At 35.5% G+C, this 16,840-nt stretch carries 23 protein-coding genes; 22 read left to right on the forward strand and 1 reads right to left on the reverse strand.

Annotated features, from left to right (window positions below; all coding sequences use genetic code 11):
* Window positions 1-41 precede the first annotated feature (41 nt).
* The 11 genes from ACY2U7_RS07285 (at window position 42) to ACY2U7_RS07335 (ending at window position 6,907) form a co-directional block, all read left to right on the forward strand.
* Complete coding sequence (locus tag ACY2U7_RS07285) at window positions 42-359, forward strand: STAS domain-containing protein (RefSeq protein ID WP_461811904.1); 318 nt, start codon at window positions 42-44, stop codon at window positions 357-359.
* Window positions 356-811: an anti-sigma F factor gene (spoIIAB, locus tag ACY2U7_RS07290; protein ID WP_461811903.1), complete on the forward strand. Its 456-nt coding sequence runs from the start codon at window positions 356-358 to the stop codon at window positions 809-811. The genes ACY2U7_RS07285 and spoIIAB overlap by 4 nt, the downstream gene beginning before the upstream one ends.
* Entirely contained in the window at window positions 790-1,503 is a 714-nt protein-coding gene (gene sigF, locus ACY2U7_RS07295) for an RNA polymerase sporulation sigma factor SigF (RefSeq protein ID WP_461816122.1), read from the forward strand. Before spoIIAB ends, sigF begins: the two co-directional genes overlap by 22 nt.
* Before the next feature lie 70 nt (window positions 1,504-1,573).
* On the forward strand, window positions 1,574-1,729 hold the full coding sequence (locus ACY2U7_RS07300; protein ID WP_461811901.1) for a hypothetical protein: 156 nt from the start codon (window positions 1,574-1,576) through the stop codon (window positions 1,727-1,729).
* Window positions 1,720-2,385: a stage V sporulation protein AA gene (locus tag ACY2U7_RS07305; protein WP_461816123.1), complete on the forward strand. Its 666-nt coding sequence runs from the start codon at window positions 1,720-1,722 to the stop codon at window positions 2,383-2,385. The genes ACY2U7_RS07300 and ACY2U7_RS07305 overlap by 10 nt, the downstream gene beginning before the upstream one ends.
* A complete protein-coding gene (locus ACY2U7_RS07310; RefSeq protein ID WP_461816124.1) occupies window positions 2,345-2,761 on the forward strand; it encodes a stage V sporulation protein AB in 417 nt (138 codons plus the stop codon). Before ACY2U7_RS07305 ends, ACY2U7_RS07310 begins: the two co-directional genes overlap by 41 nt.
* A 12-nt stretch (window positions 2,762-2,773) precedes the next feature.
* Window positions 2,774-3,235: a SpoVA/SpoVAEb family sporulation membrane protein gene (locus tag ACY2U7_RS07315; RefSeq protein ID WP_461811898.1), complete on the forward strand. Its 462-nt coding sequence runs from the start codon at window positions 2,774-2,776 to the stop codon at window positions 3,233-3,235.
* Entirely contained in the window at window positions 3,236-4,240 is a 1,005-nt protein-coding gene (locus tag ACY2U7_RS07320) for a stage V sporulation protein AD (RefSeq protein ID WP_461811897.1), read from the forward strand.
* 11 nt (window positions 4,241-4,251) lie between these two features.
* Window positions 4,252-4,608: a SpoVA/SpoVAEb family sporulation membrane protein gene (locus tag ACY2U7_RS07325; protein ID WP_461811896.1), complete on the forward strand. Its 357-nt coding sequence runs from the start codon at window positions 4,252-4,254 to the stop codon at window positions 4,606-4,608.
* Between the two features lie 86 nt (window positions 4,609-4,694).
* Window positions 4,695-6,329, forward strand: a complete 1,635-nt coding sequence (locus ACY2U7_RS07330) for a Na/Pi cotransporter family protein (RefSeq protein WP_461816125.1) — start codon at window positions 4,695-4,697, stop codon at window positions 6,327-6,329.
* Window positions 6,330-6,430: 101 nt separating this feature from the next.
* Complete coding sequence (locus tag ACY2U7_RS07335; protein WP_461816126.1) at window positions 6,431-6,907, forward strand: VanZ family protein; 477 nt, start codon at window positions 6,431-6,433, stop codon at window positions 6,905-6,907.
* Window positions 6,908-6,911: 4 nt separating this feature from the next.
* Here ACY2U7_RS07335 and ACY2U7_RS07340 read toward each other — a convergent pair whose 3' ends face one another.
* Window positions 6,912-7,175 carry a hypothetical protein gene (locus ACY2U7_RS07340; RefSeq protein ID WP_461812216.1) on the reverse strand — a complete coding sequence of 88 codons (264 nt, stop codon included), beginning with the start codon at window positions 7,173-7,175 and terminating at the stop codon, window positions 6,912-6,914.
* Window positions 7,176-7,287: 112 nt separating this feature from the next.
* Here ACY2U7_RS07340 and ACY2U7_RS07345 point away from each other — a divergent pair, with 112 nt between their 5' ends.
* From ACY2U7_RS07345 to ACY2U7_RS07395, 11 genes are all read left to right on the forward strand, one after another.
* Window positions 7,288-8,352 carry a PTS sugar transporter subunit IIC gene (locus tag ACY2U7_RS07345; RefSeq protein WP_461812217.1) on the forward strand — a complete coding sequence of 355 codons (1,065 nt, stop codon included), beginning with the start codon at window positions 7,288-7,290 and terminating at the stop codon, window positions 8,350-8,352.
* A gap of 14 nt (window positions 8,353-8,366) precedes the next feature.
* The gene (locus ACY2U7_RS07350) at window positions 8,367-8,888 is read left to right on the forward strand and encodes a cob(I)yrinic acid a,c-diamide adenosyltransferase (protein WP_461816127.1); all 522 of its coding nucleotides are present in this window, start codon (window positions 8,367-8,369) and stop codon (window positions 8,886-8,888) included.
* A 165-nt stretch (window positions 8,889-9,053) separates the two neighbouring features.
* Window positions 9,054-9,713 (forward strand): GTP pyrophosphokinase, encoded by a 660-nt coding sequence (locus tag ACY2U7_RS07355; protein WP_461812265.1) that lies wholly within the window; start codon window positions 9,054-9,056, stop codon window positions 9,711-9,713.
* 20 nt (window positions 9,714-9,733) lie between these two features.
* Window positions 9,734-10,609 (forward strand): YitT family protein, encoded by an 876-nt coding sequence (locus ACY2U7_RS07360; RefSeq protein ID WP_461816128.1) that lies wholly within the window; start codon window positions 9,734-9,736, stop codon window positions 10,607-10,609.
* A 173-nt stretch (window positions 10,610-10,782) separates the two neighbouring features.
* A complete protein-coding gene (locus ACY2U7_RS07365) occupies window positions 10,783-11,688 on the forward strand; it encodes a substrate-binding domain-containing protein (RefSeq protein WP_461816129.1) in 906 nt (301 codons plus the stop codon).
* Between the two features lies 1 nt (window position 11,689).
* Window positions 11,690-12,580, forward strand: a complete 891-nt coding sequence (pstC, locus tag ACY2U7_RS07370; RefSeq protein ID WP_461816130.1) for a phosphate ABC transporter permease subunit PstC — start codon at window positions 11,690-11,692, stop codon at window positions 12,578-12,580.
* The gene (gene pstA / locus ACY2U7_RS07375) at window positions 12,573-13,436 is read left to right on the forward strand and encodes a phosphate ABC transporter permease PstA (RefSeq protein WP_461816131.1); all 864 of its coding nucleotides are present in this window, start codon (window positions 12,573-12,575) and stop codon (window positions 13,434-13,436) included. Before pstC ends, pstA begins: the two co-directional genes overlap by 8 nt.
* The gene (gene pstB, locus ACY2U7_RS07380; protein WP_461812223.1) at window positions 13,429-14,178 is read left to right on the forward strand and encodes a phosphate ABC transporter ATP-binding protein PstB; all 750 of its coding nucleotides are present in this window, start codon (window positions 13,429-13,431) and stop codon (window positions 14,176-14,178) included. The genes pstA and pstB overlap by 8 nt, the downstream gene beginning before the upstream one ends.
* Window positions 14,179-14,180: 2 nt before the next feature.
* Window positions 14,181-14,834: a phosphate signaling complex protein PhoU gene (gene phoU / locus ACY2U7_RS07385; protein ID WP_461812224.1), complete on the forward strand. Its 654-nt coding sequence runs from the start codon at window positions 14,181-14,183 to the stop codon at window positions 14,832-14,834.
* A gap of 17 nt (window positions 14,835-14,851) precedes the next feature.
* Window positions 14,852-15,532 carry a response regulator gene (locus ACY2U7_RS07390; RefSeq protein ID WP_461812225.1) on the forward strand — a complete coding sequence of 227 codons (681 nt, stop codon included), beginning with the start codon at window positions 14,852-14,854 and terminating at the stop codon, window positions 15,530-15,532.
* On the forward strand, window positions 15,522-16,835 hold the full coding sequence (locus ACY2U7_RS07395; protein ID WP_461812226.1) for a sensor histidine kinase: 1,314 nt from the start codon (window positions 15,522-15,524) through the stop codon (window positions 16,833-16,835). The genes ACY2U7_RS07390 and ACY2U7_RS07395 overlap by 11 nt, the downstream gene beginning before the upstream one ends.
* The last annotated feature ends 5 nt before the right edge of the window (window positions 16,836-16,840 follow it).

Genomic DNA, 16,840 nt, shown 5'->3' on the forward strand with positions numbered 1-16,840 from the left:
AATACTTTTTCTGTCTTTTTGTTTTTGGAAAGGGGAAAATTATGGAGTATCAAATACAGGAAAATTGTCTTACCATTTGTCTTCCAAATGAATTGGATCATCATAATGCAGAGGAAGTAAGGAAATTATCCGATCAGCTAGTAGAAAAAAATCATATTAAGTACATTTTTTTTGATTTTCAGAACACTAATTTTATGGACAGTTCAGGAATAGGTGTTATTATGGGGCGTTATAAACAAGTATGTCTATTTGGTGGGGAAGTTTGGGCAATGAATACGAATGAAAGGTTAAAAAAGATTTTGCGTATGTCAGGTGTAACAAAAATAATCCATATGTACGAGGAGGAGTTATGTATATGAAAGACACAAATGAAATGAAATTAATCTTTGACAGTTGTTCTGCAAACGAAGGGTTTGCAAGGGTTGCAGTAGCATCTTTTATGACCCAGTTAAATCCTACTCTCGAGGAAGTGGCAGATGTGAAAACAGCGATTTCAGAAGCGGTAACAAATTCAATTATTCATGGGTATGAAAACGAAATAAAGAAAATAGAGATTCGTTGTTTTATAAAAGGGAAAACCATGTATGTAGAAGTTTGTGATAAAGGAAAAGGAATTGAAAATGTGGAAAAAGCCATGGAACCTTTATTTACCACAAAACCGGAATTGGAACGATCAGGGATGGGATTTGCCTTTATGGAGGCTTTTATGGACAAAGTGGAAGTTTATTCTGTTGTGGGAGAAGGGACGACAGTAAAGATGGAAAAAACAATTGGAAAAGGAAGGTCTGCATGGAACACACAATCGCTTTAATCAAACGTTCACACGAAGGAGATGAAAAAGCGAGGACACAGTTAGTGGAGGAAAATGTGGGACTTGTATGGTGCGTAGTCAAACGTTTTTATGGAAGGGGAACAGAACCAGAAGATTTGTTTCAAATTGGAAGCATAGGATTATTAAAAGCAATTGATAAATTTGATTTATCTTATGAGGTGAAATTCTCAACTTATGCTGTTCCTATGATTTCAGGTGAAATAAAGAGATTTTTGCGAGACGATGGAATGATAAAAGTGAGTCGCTCATTAAAAGAATTAGCATATAAGGCTTATTTGGTAAAAGAAGAGATGCAAGAGTGTTTGAATAGAGAACCGACAGTAGAAGAACTTGCAGAAAAATTGAACGTAGAAAAAGAAGAATTAGCTTTAGCATTGGAATCTAGTGGAGAGGTGGAATCTTTACATAAACCGATTTATCAGAAGGATGGAAATGCGATACAGTTGATGGACAAGCTAGAAGAAAAGGAGGGACAAGAAGAGAGGATATTAAATCGCATGTTATTGAAACAATTGTTAGAACAGTTGGAAAAAGAAGAGCGACAATTGATTTATATGCGATATTTTGCAAACAAAACACAGTCAGAGGTAGGGAAAATATTAGGAATATCCCAAGTACAAGTATCACGATTAGAAAAGAAAATCTTAGGAAATTTGAGGGGAAAGATATAGCAAAAGCATACCTGCGTATAATTTTTTTCAAAAAAGCCATACTAATGCATAGGAAAGTGAGGTGTATTATATGGAAAAAGAGAGAAAAAAAGTGCGGGTATGCTTATTTTGTGTTGTATTAATAGCTTTAGCAGTTGGACTTGTTTATTATTTTTCAGATGTAAAGCCAGCAGAGAAAATCGATAAGGGAATGCTTATTACAGGGGTGAATCGTCTATGGCGTTAGCAAAAGAAACGGTCTATATAAAAGGAGACCAAAATGTGGAAGTTACGAAAAGAGAAATCACTCTTGGGGATATTCTTTCTATTGAGTGTGCCAATGTGGAAATGATACCGAAAATAAAAACGTTAAAGCTATTAAAAATACAAGATGATAAAAAACACAGATATGTTGTTTCAATTTTGAAAATTATTGAATGTATACACAGACAATATCCGAATGTGGATGTGGAGAATGTGGGGAAAGAAGATATAATTATTACTTGTGAAAATAACAAAACGCCAAGTAAATATCTACATTGGATAAAAGTAATTGTTGTTACGATCATTACATTTATTGGGGCAGCGTTTTCCATTATGGCATTCAATAACGATGTAGAAACAACAAAATTATTTGGACAGATTTACACATTAGTTATGGGAAAGCAAAATAAGGGATTTACCGTGTTGGAACTAATGTATTGTGTAGGACTGATTGTAGGAATACTTATTTTCTTCAATCACTTTGGAGGGAAAAGATTTAGTGTGGATCCAACGCCAATGGAGGTGGAAATGAGGTTGTATGAAAATGATATACAGACGACTTTGATTGAAAACTATTCGCGAAAGGAGAAGGAATTAGATGTGGGGGAAGCAACTTCTGCTAGCACTTATCGGGCTTAGTGCAGGAGTGACAGTAGCAGGCGGATTATTTTCGTTTGTAGTCAGCTTGGGAGTTGTGTCAGATTTTGCTGACAGAACGCATACGGGAAAGCATATTCGACTATATGAAATGAGTGTTGCACTTGGTGGGATACTTGGAAATATATTCTTTATTTATCAAATTTCATTGCCCTTAGGTATGGGAGCATTAATGCTATTTGGAATGTTTGCAGGTATTTTTGTTGGGTGTTGGTCGATGGCGTTAGCTGAAATTTTAAATGTATTTCCTATTTTTATTAGGAGAATGAAGGTTTTAAAAGGAATTCCGTATATTATATTAGGAATAGCGCTTGGAAAAGGAATTGGAGCATGTGTGTTCTTTTTCAAGGGATGGTAGAAAGGAAATGCTATGGAAAGAGAAAAGAAAGAAAAGGCATATGAGCAATATGTTAAAGAAAAAACACCAGTACACAATGTATGGACGAATATGGCAAAAGCTTTTGTGACGGGAGGTACAATATGTGTGATTGGGCAGATGATTTTAAACTATTGTAGTCAACGAGGCTTATCTAAAGAAATAAGTGGTGCATGGACCTCTGTAACGTTGGTATTTTTGAGTGTTCTTTTGACAGGATTAAATGTATATTACAAAATAGCAAACTGGGGAGGTGCAGGAGCACTTGTACCAATAACAGGATTTGCAAATTCGGTTGCTGCACCAGCTATTGAATATAAAAAAGAAGGACAAGTATTCGGTATTGGATGCAAAATTTTTACTATTGCAGGACCGGTTATTTTATATGGCATTGTGACTTCCTGGGTTTTTGGCATTGTATATTATTTGTTAATTAAATCGGGGGTGACATTATAAATGATCAGAGGAAGTCAAAGTATTCAGTTTGAAAAGGCGCCATATTTAATCAGCAGTGGTTCTATTGTAGGAAAAAAAGAAGGAGAAGGTCCTATTGGAAATAAATTTGATATCGTTGGAGAAGATGATTTGTTTGGAGAGGAAACATGGGAATTAGCTGAGAGTACTATGCAAAAACAAGCATGTCTTTTGGCGTTAAAAAAAGCGGGGGTAACGCCTAAAGAGGTTAGATATTTATATGGGGGAGATTTGTTGCGTCAAGGGGTGGCTACAAGTATGGGGACGGAAGAATTGCATATTCCGATGTTCGGATTGTATGGAGCGTGTTCAACATCTGGAGAAGCGCTTGCATTGGCGTCTATGGCAGTGGCTGGTGGATATGGAGAACTTATGCTTGCTGTGACTTCTAGTCATTTTGGAAGCGCGGAAAAAGAATTCCGTTTTCCTCTAGGATATGCCAATCAAAGACCATTGTCTGCCCATTGGACCGTGACCGGAAGCGGAGCGTTTCTTGTGGGGACAAGGAAAAGTCATGTGCGGATCACTGGTGTGACGGTAGGGAAAATTGTGGATTACGGATTAAAAGACTCACAAAATATGGGAGCGTGTATGGCACCAGCCGCGTGTGACACAATTGTACAAAATTTGAAAGATTTCGGAAGGAATGAAATGGATTACGATAGAATTATTACAGGGGATTTAGGATATGTTGGGCAAAGTATTTTGTTTGATTTAGTGAAAAAACGGGGGAGAGATATTAGAAATACACATATGGATTGTGGAATGCGTATTTTTGATCAAAAAACACAAGATACACATGCGGGAGGAAGTGGATGTGGATGTGCTGCTACCACTTTATCTGCGTATATTTTGCCTAAATTAGAGAGTGGAGAATGGAGAAAAGTGTTATTTGTACCAACTGGCGCTTTAATGTCTACGGTAAGCTTTAATGAAGGAGAAAGTGTTCCGGGGATAGCTCATGGTATTGTGCTAGAACATTGTTAAGGAGGAGGAAAATGGATTATATAAATGCATTTTGGGTTGGCGGATTGATTTGTGCATTCGTGCAAATTCTATTGGATAGGACAAAACTTATGCCAGGAAGAGTTATGGTACTTCTTGTCTGTTTGGGAGTTATATTAGGTTTTTTTAATATTTATGAACCTTTTCAAAATTATGCAGGGGCAGGTGCTAGTGTTCCCCTTTTAGGGTTCGGAAATGTTTTGTGGAAAGGGATAAAAGAGGCGATTCAGCAGTATGGATTTATTGGAACATTTATGGGAGGATTAAAGGCAGCAGCTGTTGGAACATCCTCTGCATTGATTTTTGGATATGGTGCATCATTGATTTTTGAGCCAAAAATGAAAAAATAAGTTGTTTTTGCTAGAAGATAATGTTATGGTAAAAAGGACGCAAGAAAATGAAAAAGTTAATAGTTGACTTTTTGAGGAGGAAATTAATGAGTTACACAGACATTATTATCCCTTTTGCAGGTGGATTGGGAATGTTTATTTACGGTATGCAGATCATGGCTCAGGGACTGGAAAATGCAGCTGGAAATAAGATGAAATCATTGTTAGAAGTACTAACGAAGAACAAATTTTTTGGAGTATTGCTTGGAGCGTTGATTACGGCAGTGATCCAAAGTTCATCGGCAACTACAGTTATGGTTGTCGGATTTGTAAATGCGGGAATTATGAATTTAGGACAAGCTATGGGAGTTATTATGGGTGCTAATATTGGTACGACAGTAACAGGATGGCTTGTTTCCAGTGTAGAATGGGCAAAGATGTTAAGCCCGACAACACTTGCACCGATTGCAATTATTGTTGGTGTAATTATTATGCTTACAGGCAAAAGACATTCGTCTAAAGAAGTAGCAAGTATTATTATTGGATTTGGTATTTTATTTGTCGGTATTTCGACTATGTCATTAGCGGTTTCGCCATTGAAAGATTCTCCAGCATTTTGTGAGATTTTCGTTACATTAGGAAAGAATCCAATTCTTGGTATTCTTGCAGGAACAGCCGTGACAGCAATTATTCAAAGTTCATCCGCTTCTGTAGGGATTTTACAGAGTCTTGCAGCAGCAGGACTTGTTCCAATGAGTGCAGCAATTTATATTATTATGGGACAGAATATCGGTACTTGCGTAACAGCAATGTTATCAAGTGTTGGTGCTAAAAAGAATGCAAAAACAGCAGCTCTTATGCATTTATTGTTCAATGTAATTGGAACGATTTTATTTAGTGTTGTAGCAATTCTCTTCTTTACGGTTATCAATCCAGTTATGGGAGAAGGAATGATTACACAGACAGAGATTAGTACAGTACACACAATTTTCAATATCGGAACAACAGTATTATTGTTCCCAGCATCAAATTTAATTATTAAATTGGCTAAGAAAATCGGTCGTGTAGATGAAACAGCACAAGAAGATTCTGCAGTTCTTCTTGATGATAGAATGTTAGAGACACCAAGCATTGCTTTACAATCTACAATTACAGAAGTAAATCGTATGGGACATATTGTTATGGATTCTTTAGAGAAAGCTAAGACGGTGTTATTTACATTGAGTAATGATGATATTCAGGCATTGAAAGAAGAAGAAAGCACAGTAGATAAATTAACTGCCGGAATTACAACATATGCCATTAAGATTTCTTCTTTGCAAGTAAGTGAAAAAGAACATCAAGAAGTAGCACACTTGTTGCAGATTGTATCTGATATAGAACGAATTAGTGATTATTGTGAAAATATATCTGAATTTGCAGAAACATTGAAAGAAAAGAAATTGAAATTTTCTGATATGGGTACAGAAGGAATTAAAGAGATGCTTGATGTCTGTGTGCAAAGTTACGAGTATGCACTAGAAGCGTTTGAAGAAAATAGCCGAGAGAAAGCATTCAAAGTTATTGAAAAAGAAAGACAAACAGATCAACTTGAACTTATGTTACGTACAAAACATATTAAGCGTTTGGCAAATAATGAATGTAATGCTGAAGCAGGAATTGTATTTCTAGATACACTTGTCTGTTTAGAAAGAATTTCAGACCATGCGAGAAATATTGCAGAAGAATTAATGGAAAGATAAAAAAGAGTACCCTAATGACATAGAATAGTTATTGGGGTACTTTTACTTTAATAGATTTCATAAATTATTGGTTTGTAAGTGAATAGGAATAGGAGAATATAATGAATACAACTAAACGAGCAATCTTTACCATACTTGTGGCCTTTTGGATGGGATTAATCTTTTGGTTTTCTGCACAACCGGCAGTAGAATCAGCTAAAATGAGTCACTCGATTGGAATGGCGGTAGGGAATGTATTGGTACCAGATTTTGGATCACTTTCAAAACAAGAACAGGAGAAGATAGCAGAAAAGATAGATTATCCAATTAGAAAAGTTGCGCATGCTACGGAATATGCTGTTCTTGGTGGATTATTAGTACTGATGTATGGAAGTTATGGTATTATTGGGAAGAAAGGAATGGCATATGGGATTTTAACCGGAGTGGCATATGCGATGACAGATGAAATCCATCAGTTGTTTGTTCTAGGAAGAAGTTGTCAAGTAACAGATGTACTAATTGATAGTACAGGAGTTATTTTTGGAAGTATCATTGGTATATTGATTTATATTTGTGCAGTTAGACAGAGGAGTAGGTAATTACCTACTCCTCTATAACGTGTATTTCCAGATAGTCAAAATCAATAGAATCCATAAAATTATCTTGATAAAATCTTGCTTTATCATGTTTTTTAAATTCTGCAATGGTAGACTCTAACCAAATTGGTTTACTTAAATCAAATGTATAACAGATTTCATCTAGCGCATGAAAAATTTTATGTGTTCTTGTATCGTTGGAATCGTCACAAATTACAGTATCTTGAATCATCCGATTCTCTTTAAATAGTTTTCCCCAAAGACGAAACATATTTATTCCTCCATTTATCTGTATGATAAAAAGGATTATACCATTTCAAGACTTGTTTTTCTAGTATAGATGATGTATTAATATAAAGGGAAAGAACGGAGAGGAGAACAGAATGAACTGGTTAAAGAAAATATTAGATAAAATTTTTATTGATGGCTTAAGCGGGATGGCGCAAGGATTATTTGCTACTCTGATTGTAGGAACAATTGTTCAACAGATTGGAAAACTTGTTGGAGGAGATGTTGGAAATTATATTTTTCTTGTAGGAAAAGTTGCAGCAGGTTTTACCGGAGCAGGAATTGGAGTTGGAGTTGCACATCGTTTTCAAGAAAGTTCTCTTGTTGTAGTTTCGGCAGCAGTGTCAGGGATGATAGGTGGATATGCAAGTAGTCTTCTAGCTGGAACACTTGTATCTGGAAATGAAGTAATATTAGCAGGTCCGGGAGAACCACTAGGTGCATTTATTGCAGCGTTTATCGGTATTCAAGCAGGACATTTAATTACAGGTAAAACAAAGATAGATATTTTACTTACGCCTATTGTAACAATTGGTGTGGGAGCAACTACGGGAATTTTGGTAGGACCATCTATTTCTAAATTTATGATGAGTTTAGGCAATATGATTAATTGGGGAACAGAACAACAACCACTACTCATGGGGGTGGTAGTATCTGTTTTGATGGGAATGGCATTGACTTTACCGATTAGTTCAGCGGCGTTAGGAGTTATTTTGAATTTATCTGGATTGGCAGCCGGGGCAGCAACAATCGGTTGTTGTTGTAACATGATTGGGTTTGCAGTAGCAAGTTTTCGAGAAAATAAGGTGGGAGGACTTCTAGCACAGGGAATAGGAACTTCTATGTTGCAAGTACCTAATATTGTGAGAAATCCATTGATATGGTTGCCTGCCATTTTATCTAGCGCCATTTTGGGACCAGTTGGTACAATTTTATTGAAGATGACAAACAATGCAACAGGAGCTGGAATGGGAACAGCAGGACTTGTTGGACAGATTATGACGTGGCAGACGATGACAACGGTAGAGTCTTCCACAATGGTAATGATTAAAATTGTTGTTATGCATATTTTATTACCAGCGATTGTTACAGTATGCATTTCTGAATTTATGCGAAAAAAGAGATGGATTAAAGAGGGAGATATGAAATTGGATTTATAGAAAGGAAGAAGATTATGCAGACAGGACTTATTCATATTTATTATGGGGACGGCAAGGGAAAAACAACAGCAGCTGTAGGACAGGCAGTTCGAGCAGCGGGATATGGATACAAAGTGTTGTTTTATCAATTTATGAAAGATAATAGTTCTAGCGAACGAAAGAATTTAGAAGCATTACCAAACATCACTTGCATAAAAGGGCAAGAACAGGTTAAGTTCACTTTTCAGATGAATGAAGATGAGAAAGAAGAGATGCGAAAGCATTACAAAGAAGAACTAGAGATGTTAAGTGAAAAATCAGAAGAATATGATCTGCTTATACTAGATGAAGCGGTCTGTGCTGTAGGAGCAGGAATGTTACAGGAAGAAGATTTACTTACTTTCTTAAAAAATAAATGTGCACACGTAGAAATTGTTTTGACAGGACATATGATTACGGAAAGTCTTTTGGAAGTAGCAGATTATGTAACGGAGATGAAAAAGGTAAAGCATCCATTTGATCAAGGAATCGGAGCAAGAAAGGGAATTGAGATGTAGGTGCTTTAGCAAATATTAAATAAATGTGAACTCTATGACAGAAAATACATAGTATGATATACTGAATAAGGTTAAGAAACTCTTCAGAAGCAGGAGGAAAAGAAAGTGCAAGAAGCAAGAGAAGCAATTCAGAATTATGATGATGTAGATAGTTGGAAGACAGTCATGTTTTTATATAATTCAGCTTTGAAAGAAGTTGGAACAAAACTAGAGATTTTAAATGATGAGTTTAAGCATGTGCATAGCTATAATCCAATTGAACATATTAAGACGAGGATTAAGACGCCAGAAAGCATTGTAAAGAAATTGAAACGATACGGATATGAAGTTTCTATTGATAATATGATTCGCTATATCAATGATATAGCAGGAGTACGATTGATTTGTTCATTTACCTCGGATATCTATCGATTGGCATCTATGATAGGGAATCAGAGTGACTTAAAGGTACTTACTATTAAAGATTACATTAAGAATCCAAAAGAAAGCGGATATAAAAGTTATCACATGCTTGTTTCTGTACCGATATTTTTATCTGATAGTGTAGTGAATACAAAAGTAGAGATACAGATTAGAACAATAGCAATGGATTTTTGGGCAAGTTTAGAACATAAGATTTATTACAAGTTTGAAGGGAATGCACCAGAATATATTAGCAGAGAATTGAGGGACTGTGCGGATATGGTGTCTATGCTAGACGAGAAGATGTTATCATTAAATAATGCAATAGTATCTTGTCAGGGACAAGAAATAATAGAAGATATACAAGAAGAAGTCGCGGAAGTGACTAAGCAGGAGCCAGTCAAACTTGGCTTTACTGATTAGAGATATACAGGGGGAAAACAATGGAGAATGAGAAAAGAAAACGAGGAATACAACAGTTAATCTATACGATTTTAGGAGGTTTCCTGTTTGCATTTGGTGTTAATTTAATTATTATGCCAATGAATCTATATAATGGTGGATTCATGGGAGTTGCACAGTTATTGCGTACATTTGTAGTTAATGTACTTCATATTAATTTGGGTAGTTTTGACTTAGCGGGGATTATTTATTATTTAATTAATATTCCATTAATGTATTTGGCATGGAAGGATATTGGTAAAGGATTTTTTGTACGAACGATTATATCCGTTACATTGCAAAGTGCATTTTTGACATTGATTCCAATTCCGAAGGAACCAATTATTTCAGATATGCTTACGGCATGTATTATTGGTGGACTTATTTCTGGCTGTGGTACTGGGATGTTGCTTCGAGGAGGAAGTTCTGGCGGTGGTCAGGATATTCTTGGTGTGATTTGTGCAAAAAAATATCCAGGATTCAGTGTGGGTAAGATCGGGATGTTGATGAATATTGGTGTGTATGGTATTTGTCTATTACTATTTGATGTAGAGATTGTAATATATTCACTTATTTATACTACGGTGCTATCCTTTACTATTGATCGCATTCATATCCAGAATATTAATACAAATGTAATGATTTTTACAAAACAAGCAGGAGTTGCCAAAGCGATTATGGAAGAGACCGGAAGAGGTGTGACGAATTGGAAAGGTGTTGGAGCATATACGAATGAGGATACAGAGATTTTATCTGTTGTTATTTCTAAATATGAGGTAAACCAAATAAAAAGGATTGTGCAAAGAATAGATGCCAATGCGTTTATGATATTTAATGAAGGCTCTTATGTAATAGGGAATTTTGAAAAACGACTCTAGAAAAAAGGATTTAAACAGTATTGATGTAGATACGGTTTAGATCCTTTTTTATTTATGATAAAAAACTCTTTCATTTTACATAGATTTAACATAGAACAGATTTTGGATTTAACATAACTTAGATATTATATAACCTGTGAAGAAGATATTCAAAATCAAAGGAGAGAAAGAAAATGAAATTGAAAAAAATATTAGCAATTGCAGCAGTAGCAACAATGACAATCGTATCTGTTGTAGGATGCGGAAACAGTGGTGAGAAAAAAGGCGCAGAAAATAAAACGGAAGGTTGGGATACAGCAAATGATATCGCAGTTGTATCAAGAGAAGATGGTTCAGGAACAAGAGGAGCCTTTATCGAATTATTTGGAATAGAAGAAAAAGATTCTAGTGGAGAAAAAGTAGATCACACAACAGAAGAAGCAAGCATTACAAATAGTACATCGGTTATGATGTCTACTGTAGAAGGAAATGAATATGCAATTGGATACGTTTCTCTTGGTTCTTTAAATGATACAATTAAATCGGTGAAAATCGATGGAGCAGAAGCAACAGCAGAAAATATTAAATCTGGTAAATATAAAATTTCAAGACCATTTAATATTGTAACAAAAGATAAAGTAAGTGATGTTGCACAGGACTTTATCAATTACATTATGAGTCCAGAAGGACAAAAGATTGTAGAAGAAGCAGGATGTATTCCAGTGGATGATGTAAAAGAATATAAATCCAATGGTGCAACTGGTAAAGTGGTTATTGGAGGATCTTCATCAGTATCACCAGCAATGGAAAAATTAAAAGAAGCATATGTAGCATTAAATCCAAAAGTAGAAGTTGAAATTCAAACAAGTGATTCAACAACAGGCGTAACATCAGCAATTGATGGTGTTTTTGATATTGGTATGGCATCAAGAGAATTAAAAGAGAGTGAACTTTCAAAAGGTGTTAAATCTACAGTAATCGCATTAGATGGTATTGCAGTAATTGTAAACAATAATAGTGAAGTAAAAGAACTAACAAGCGAACAAGTAAAAGATATTTTTACAGGTAAAGTAACAGCTTGGGATGAGGTCGTAAAATAAAATGAAAAAAGCATGGAAAGAAAAGTTCATGCGGGGAGTGTTCTTCACTGCTGCCTGTGCCTCGGTGCTGGCAGTAGCTCTCATTTGTATTTTTTTATTTGCAAATGGGGTTCCTGCAATGAAAGAAATTGGATTTGCTGATTTCCTTTTAGGAGAAAAATGGAAACCAGGAAATAATATTTATGGAATTTTTCCGATGATTATTGGAAGTATTTATGTAACGGTTGGTGCAATTATCATAGGAGTACCAATCGGTATTTTAACATCTGTATTTATGGCGAAATATTGTCCGAAGAAAATGTATCCATTTTTAAAAGGAGCAACAGAATTATTGGCTGGAATACCATCTGTTGTGTATGGTTTTTTTGGATTAGTTGTAATTGTTCCGATGATACATGAAATATGTTTGGATTTGAGAAGAGCTGGTATATTGGAGCGAGCTGGAGACGGGAAAAGTATTCTTACAGCATCAATTTTATTGGGGATGATGATTTTACCAACAATTATTGGAGTAACAGAATCAGCTATTCGTGCTGTCCCAGAGCAATATTATGAAGGTGCATTGGCTCTTGGTGCAACCCATGAGAGAAGTATTTTTAGAGTGATTTTACCTGCAGCAAAATCAGGGATTTTAGCAGGGGTTATTCTTGGTATTGGACGTGCCATAGGAGAAACAATGGCAGTTATTATGGTGGCGGGAAATCAGCCAAGATTGCCAGAAGAGATTACACAAGGGGTCAGAACATTAACAGCAAATATCGTAATGGAAATGGGATATGCCACAGATTTACATCGAGAAGCTTTAATTGCAACAGCGGTTGTTTTATTCGTATTTATTTTGTTGATTAATTTATGTGTATCTATGTTAAATAGGAGGTCAAGAAATGTCTAAATGGAAAAATAAATTACATGCATACTTAAAAACACCAGCCTCCTTTATTGCGATGATTTTGGTTATGCTATCGGCATTCATTACATTCACGATATTATTGTTTTTGATTGCCTACATTTTGGTTAAAGGCATTCCACATTTAACAGCGGATTTATTTGCAATGAAGTATACGAGTGAAAATAGTTCCCTTATGCCTGCACTCATCAATACGTTGTTCATGACAGCTTTTTCTCTTATTATAGCTGTGCCATTAGGAATTTTTTCTGCTATTTTTTTAGTGGAATATTCTGGAAAAGGAAATAAATTTGTGGATATTATTCGTATTACGACAGAAACATTGTCAGGAATTCCATCTATTGTATATGGATTGTTTGGTATGTTGTTTTTTGTATCTACACTAAAATTAGGGTATTCTCTCTTATCAGGTGCGTTTACTTTATCCATTATGATTTTACCATTGATTATGAGGACAACGGAAGAAGCGTTAAAATCTGTACCTGATACGTATAGAGAAGGAAGCTTTGGATTAGGTGCAGGAAAATTAAGAACAGTATTTCGTGTTGTTCTTCCAAGTGCTGTTCCGGGAATTTTAGCAGGGGTGATTCTTGCTGTAGGAAGAATTGTAGGAGAGACTGCTGCCTTAATATATACAGCTGGTACAGTACCAGAAGTTGCAGCAAATCCCATGAATTCAGGAAGAACCTTGGCAGTACATATGTATAATTTGTCAAATGAGGGATTATTTATGGATAAAGCATATGCAACGGCAGTTGTTCTACTTGTTATGGTAGTTGGAATCAATTGGTTGTCAGGATTTATAGCAAAGAAGATTACGAAAGGAAAAACGAATGAGTAAAATAAGTATTCAAAACTTAGACTTGCATTATGGAGAGTTTAAAGCATTAAAAAATGTGAGTTTAGAAATAGAGGAAAAAAAGATTACAGCATTTATTGGACCAAGTGGTTGCGGAAAATCTACTTTATTAAAATCATTAAACCGTATGAATGATTTGGTAGAAGGATGTAAAATTCATGGGAAAATTTTGCTAGATGGAGAAGATATTTATGGGAAAATGGATGTGAATCTACTTCGAAAAAGAGTAGGTATGGTATTTCAAAAGCCGAATCCATTTCCAATGAGCATTTATGACAATATTGCCTTTGGACCAAGAACACATGGTATTCGTTCCAAATCAAAATTAGATGATATTGTGGAAAAATCGCTTCGCGATGCAGCTATATGGGAAGAAACAAAAGATCGATTGAAAAAAAGTGCTTTAGGAATGTCAGGAGGGCAACAACAAAGACTTTGCATTGCAAGAGCATTGGCAGTACAGCCGGAAGTGCTTTTAATGGATGAACCAACATCAGCACTTGATCCGATTTCTACGTCAAAGATTGAAGACCTTGCGATAGAATTGAAAAAAGATTATACTATTGTCATGGTTACCCACAACATGCAACAAGCAGTACGCGTGTCGGATAATACGGCATTTTTCCTTCTTGGTGAGGTAGTAGAATATAATGATACAGAAAAATTGTTTTCTATACCGTCTGATAAACGGACGGAAGATTATATTACAGGGAGGTTTGGTTAAAGATGAGAAACAAATTCGATATGCAGCTTGATAACATGAACAAGATGCTTGTGGAAATGGGAGAACTTTGTGAAAAGGCAATTGCAAATGCAACAAAAGCAGTAGCGGATGGAAATCTTGAAATGGCTAAAATTGTTATCGGAGAAGATGAAGAAATAGACCAGATGGAGAAAGATATCGAAAGATTATGCTTGAAATTGCTTTTGCAGCAACAGCCAGTTGCGAAAGACTTAAGACAAATTTCAGCAGCACTTAAGATGATTACAGACATGGAACGTATTGGAGATCAAGCATCCGATATAGCTGAGATTCTGTTATCTGCCAGGGAAAGCAAGGCGTCTACATTGCCATATTTGACAGATATGGCTACAGCAACTAGTAAGATGGTAACAAAGAGTGTACAGGCGTTTGTTGAAAAAGATTTGGAACTCACAAGGAAAGTCATCGCTTCTGATGATAAGGTGGATACACTGTTTGATCAGGTGAAAGAAAGGCTGATTTCATTTTTAGCGACAACAGAAAATCAGGGTGAAAGAGCAATCGATATGTTAATGATTGCAAAATATTTGGAACGTATTGGTGATCATGCCACAAATATTGCAGAATGGGTTGAATTTTCAATTACTGGTGTACATAGAGAGCAGAGAGAACACTAGAAGATAAGGAGAATGGAATGATATATTGTGTAGAGGACGATAGTAACATTCGGGAACTTGTTGTATATACATTAGAATCGACAGGCTTTAAAGCACGTGGATTTGAAGAAGGAAAGGCATTTATGGAAGCTTTGGCGTTTGAAACGCCAGAGCTTGTTTTGCTTGATATTATGCTTCCGGGTGAAGATGGAATAGAAATTTTAAAGAAATTGAGAAAAACTGCAAGAACAAAGGATATTCCTGTTATCATGCTAACTGCGAAGGGGTCCGAATATGATAAAGTAATTGGTTTAGATACAGGTGCAGATGATTATATTACAAAGCCGTTTGGAATGATGGAGTTAGTTTCGAGAATTAAAGCGGTTCTTAGAAGGTCAATCCGAAATAAGGAAGAAACAACGTATCGTATAGAAAATATTCTTATTGATGTGGAAAAGCATAAGGTGAAAGTGGATGGAAAAACAATTGTATTGACGTTAAAAGAATTTGAATTATTGGAACTATTAATGAAAAATCGATATATTGTTTTATCTAGAGATAGATTGTTAGAGGAAATTTGGGGATATGATTTCAGTGGAGAAACAAGGACTGTAGATGTACATGTGCGTACGCTACGTCAGAAACTTGGTGATGCAGGGGAATTAATTGAAACAGTAAGAGGTGTAGGCTATAGAATTGGAGGAGACAATGAAGAGTAGAATACAAAGAAGTATGGTATTTATTCTTTTTATTACACTTTTAACAACATATGCACTGTTGGCTTTAGTGGTGTATCAACAATCTTTTTTCAATTTGGAAAGTGAGGTAGAACAAGAAGCAGATTATATGAAAGCTGCCATTGATATTTCTGGAGAACAATATTTAGAAACAATGGATGAGGTGCGTCAGAAAGCAAGGGTAACTGTTGTACAACCGAGCGGTCAAGTATTATATGATTCAGGATTAGGACAGGAACGGTTAGAGAATCATCGAGAACGAAAAGAAATAAAAGAAGCATTGCAAAAGGGAAAGGGCAGTGATGTTAGAAAATCGGATACAACAAAAGAGCGTTCGATATATTATGCAATACAGTTAAAAAATGGAAACGTACTTCGTGTGGCAAGGACTGTGGATAATGTATGGCCGATGTTATTAAATGTACTTCCGTATATGATTGGTATAGGGATTGTGATGATCGGAATTGCTATTCTCTTAGCAAGATGGCAAACAGGTAAATTAATTCGTCCTATAAATGAATTGGATTTGGAAGAACCTTTAGAAAATGAAGTGTATGAAGAATTACAACCTCTGTTGGAAGGATTAGATAGAAGGAATAAAGAAAAAGAAGCAGTTGCACAAATGAGAAAAGAATTTTCGGCAAATGTTTCACATGAATTAAAGACACCGTTGACATCCATATCAGGTTATGCAGAAATTATGAAAAGTGGATTGGTTAAACCGGAGGACATGCAGAATTTTTCAGAACGAATTTACAATGAAGCAAGTCGCCTGATTACGCTTGTTGAAGATATTATTCAGTTATCAAAACTTGATGAACAAAAGGTGGAGTTAGAAAAAGAAGATGTAGATTTATTTATGCTATGTTGTGAAGTGTGTAGTCGTTTATCTTTGCAGGCAGAAAAGAAAAAGGTGAAAATAGAAGTTACAGGAGAACCTGTTATCTATAGTGGCATACGACAGATTTTAAGTGAGATGATTTATAATCTTTGTGAAAATGGAATCAAGTATAATATAGAAGGTGGAACGTTAAGTGTTTGGGCAGGGAATACGTTGCAAGGGAAAAAGGTCATTATTCGAGATACAGGGATTGGAATTCCTAAAGAAGATCAAGAAAGAATTTTTGAACGTTTTTATCGTGTGGACAAAAGTCATTCTAAACAAAGCGGGGGAACAGGTCTTGGACTTTCTATTGTTAAACATGGAGCGATGTTACATCACGCAGATTTACGTGTGAAAAGCGAGGTGGGGAAAGGAACGACAATGGAAATTATTTTTTCATAATATGA

This window comes from Faecalimonas sp., assembly GCA_029264305.1.
Taxonomy (GTDB): Bacteria; Bacillota; Clostridia; order Lachnospirales; family Lachnospiraceae; genus Faecalimonas.

Coding starts and splice junctions, on each gene's coding strand:
- ACY2U7_RS07320 (WP_461811897.1), top strand. CDS start 3,236: ATGATCAGAGGAAGTCAAAGTATTCAGTTTGAAAAGGCGCCATATTTA.
- ACY2U7_RS07345 (WP_461812217.1), top strand. CDS start 7,288: ATGAACTGGTTAAAGAAAATATTAGATAAAATTTTTATTGATGGCTTA.
- ACY2U7_RS07395 (WP_461812226.1), top strand. CDS start 15,522: ATGAAGAGTAGAATACAAAGAAGTATGGTATTTATTCTTTTTATTACA.
- pstC (WP_461816130.1), top strand. CDS start 11,690: ATGAAAAAAGCATGGAAAGAAAAGTTCATGCGGGGAGTGTTCTTCACT.
- ACY2U7_RS07355 (WP_461812265.1), top strand. CDS start 9,054: ATGTTTTTATATAATTCAGCTTTGAAAGAAGTTGGAACAAAACTAGAG.
- ACY2U7_RS07390 (WP_461812225.1), top strand. CDS start 14,852: ATGATATATTGTGTAGAGGACGATAGTAACATTCGGGAACTTGTTGTA.
- ACY2U7_RS07340 (WP_461812216.1), bottom strand. CDS start 7,175: ATGTTTCGTCTTTGGGGAAAACTATTTAAAGAGAATCGGATGATTCAA.
- ACY2U7_RS07325 (WP_461811896.1), top strand. CDS start 4,252: ATGGATTATATAAATGCATTTTGGGTTGGCGGATTGATTTGTGCATTC.
- ACY2U7_RS07360 (WP_461816128.1), top strand. CDS start 9,734: ATGGAGAATGAGAAAAGAAAACGAGGAATACAACAGTTAATCTATACG.
- ACY2U7_RS07305 (WP_461816123.1), top strand. CDS start 1,720: ATGGCGTTAGCAAAAGAAACGGTCTATATAAAAGGAGACCAAAATGTG.
- ACY2U7_RS07285 (WP_461811904.1), top strand. CDS start 42: ATGGAGTATCAAATACAGGAAAATTGTCTTACCATTTGTCTTCCAAAT.
- ACY2U7_RS07300 (WP_461811901.1), top strand. CDS start 1,574: ATGGAAAAAGAGAGAAAAAAAGTGCGGGTATGCTTATTTTGTGTTGTA.
- pstA (WP_461816131.1), top strand. CDS start 12,573: ATGTCTAAATGGAAAAATAAATTACATGCATACTTAAAAACACCAGCC.
- ACY2U7_RS07310 (WP_461816124.1), top strand. CDS start 2,345: ATGTGGGGGAAGCAACTTCTGCTAGCACTTATCGGGCTTAGTGCAGGA.
- ACY2U7_RS07330 (WP_461816125.1), top strand. CDS start 4,695: ATGAGTTACACAGACATTATTATCCCTTTTGCAGGTGGATTGGGAATG.
- phoU (WP_461812224.1), top strand. CDS start 14,181: ATGAGAAACAAATTCGATATGCAGCTTGATAACATGAACAAGATGCTT.
- sigF (WP_461816122.1), top strand. CDS start 790: ATGGAACACACAATCGCTTTAATCAAACGTTCACACGAAGGAGATGAA.
- ACY2U7_RS07350 (WP_461816127.1), top strand. CDS start 8,367: ATGCAGACAGGACTTATTCATATTTATTATGGGGACGGCAAGGGAAAA.
- spoIIAB (WP_461811903.1), top strand. CDS start 356: ATGAAAGACACAAATGAAATGAAATTAATCTTTGACAGTTGTTCTGCA.
- pstB (WP_461812223.1), top strand. CDS start 13,429: ATGAGTAAAATAAGTATTCAAAACTTAGACTTGCATTATGGAGAGTTT.
- ACY2U7_RS07365 (WP_461816129.1), top strand. CDS start 10,783: ATGAAATTGAAAAAAATATTAGCAATTGCAGCAGTAGCAACAATGACA.
- ACY2U7_RS07335 (WP_461816126.1), top strand. CDS start 6,431: ATGAATACAACTAAACGAGCAATCTTTACCATACTTGTGGCCTTTTGG.
- ACY2U7_RS07315 (WP_461811898.1), top strand. CDS start 2,774: ATGGAAAGAGAAAAGAAAGAAAAGGCATATGAGCAATATGTTAAAGAA.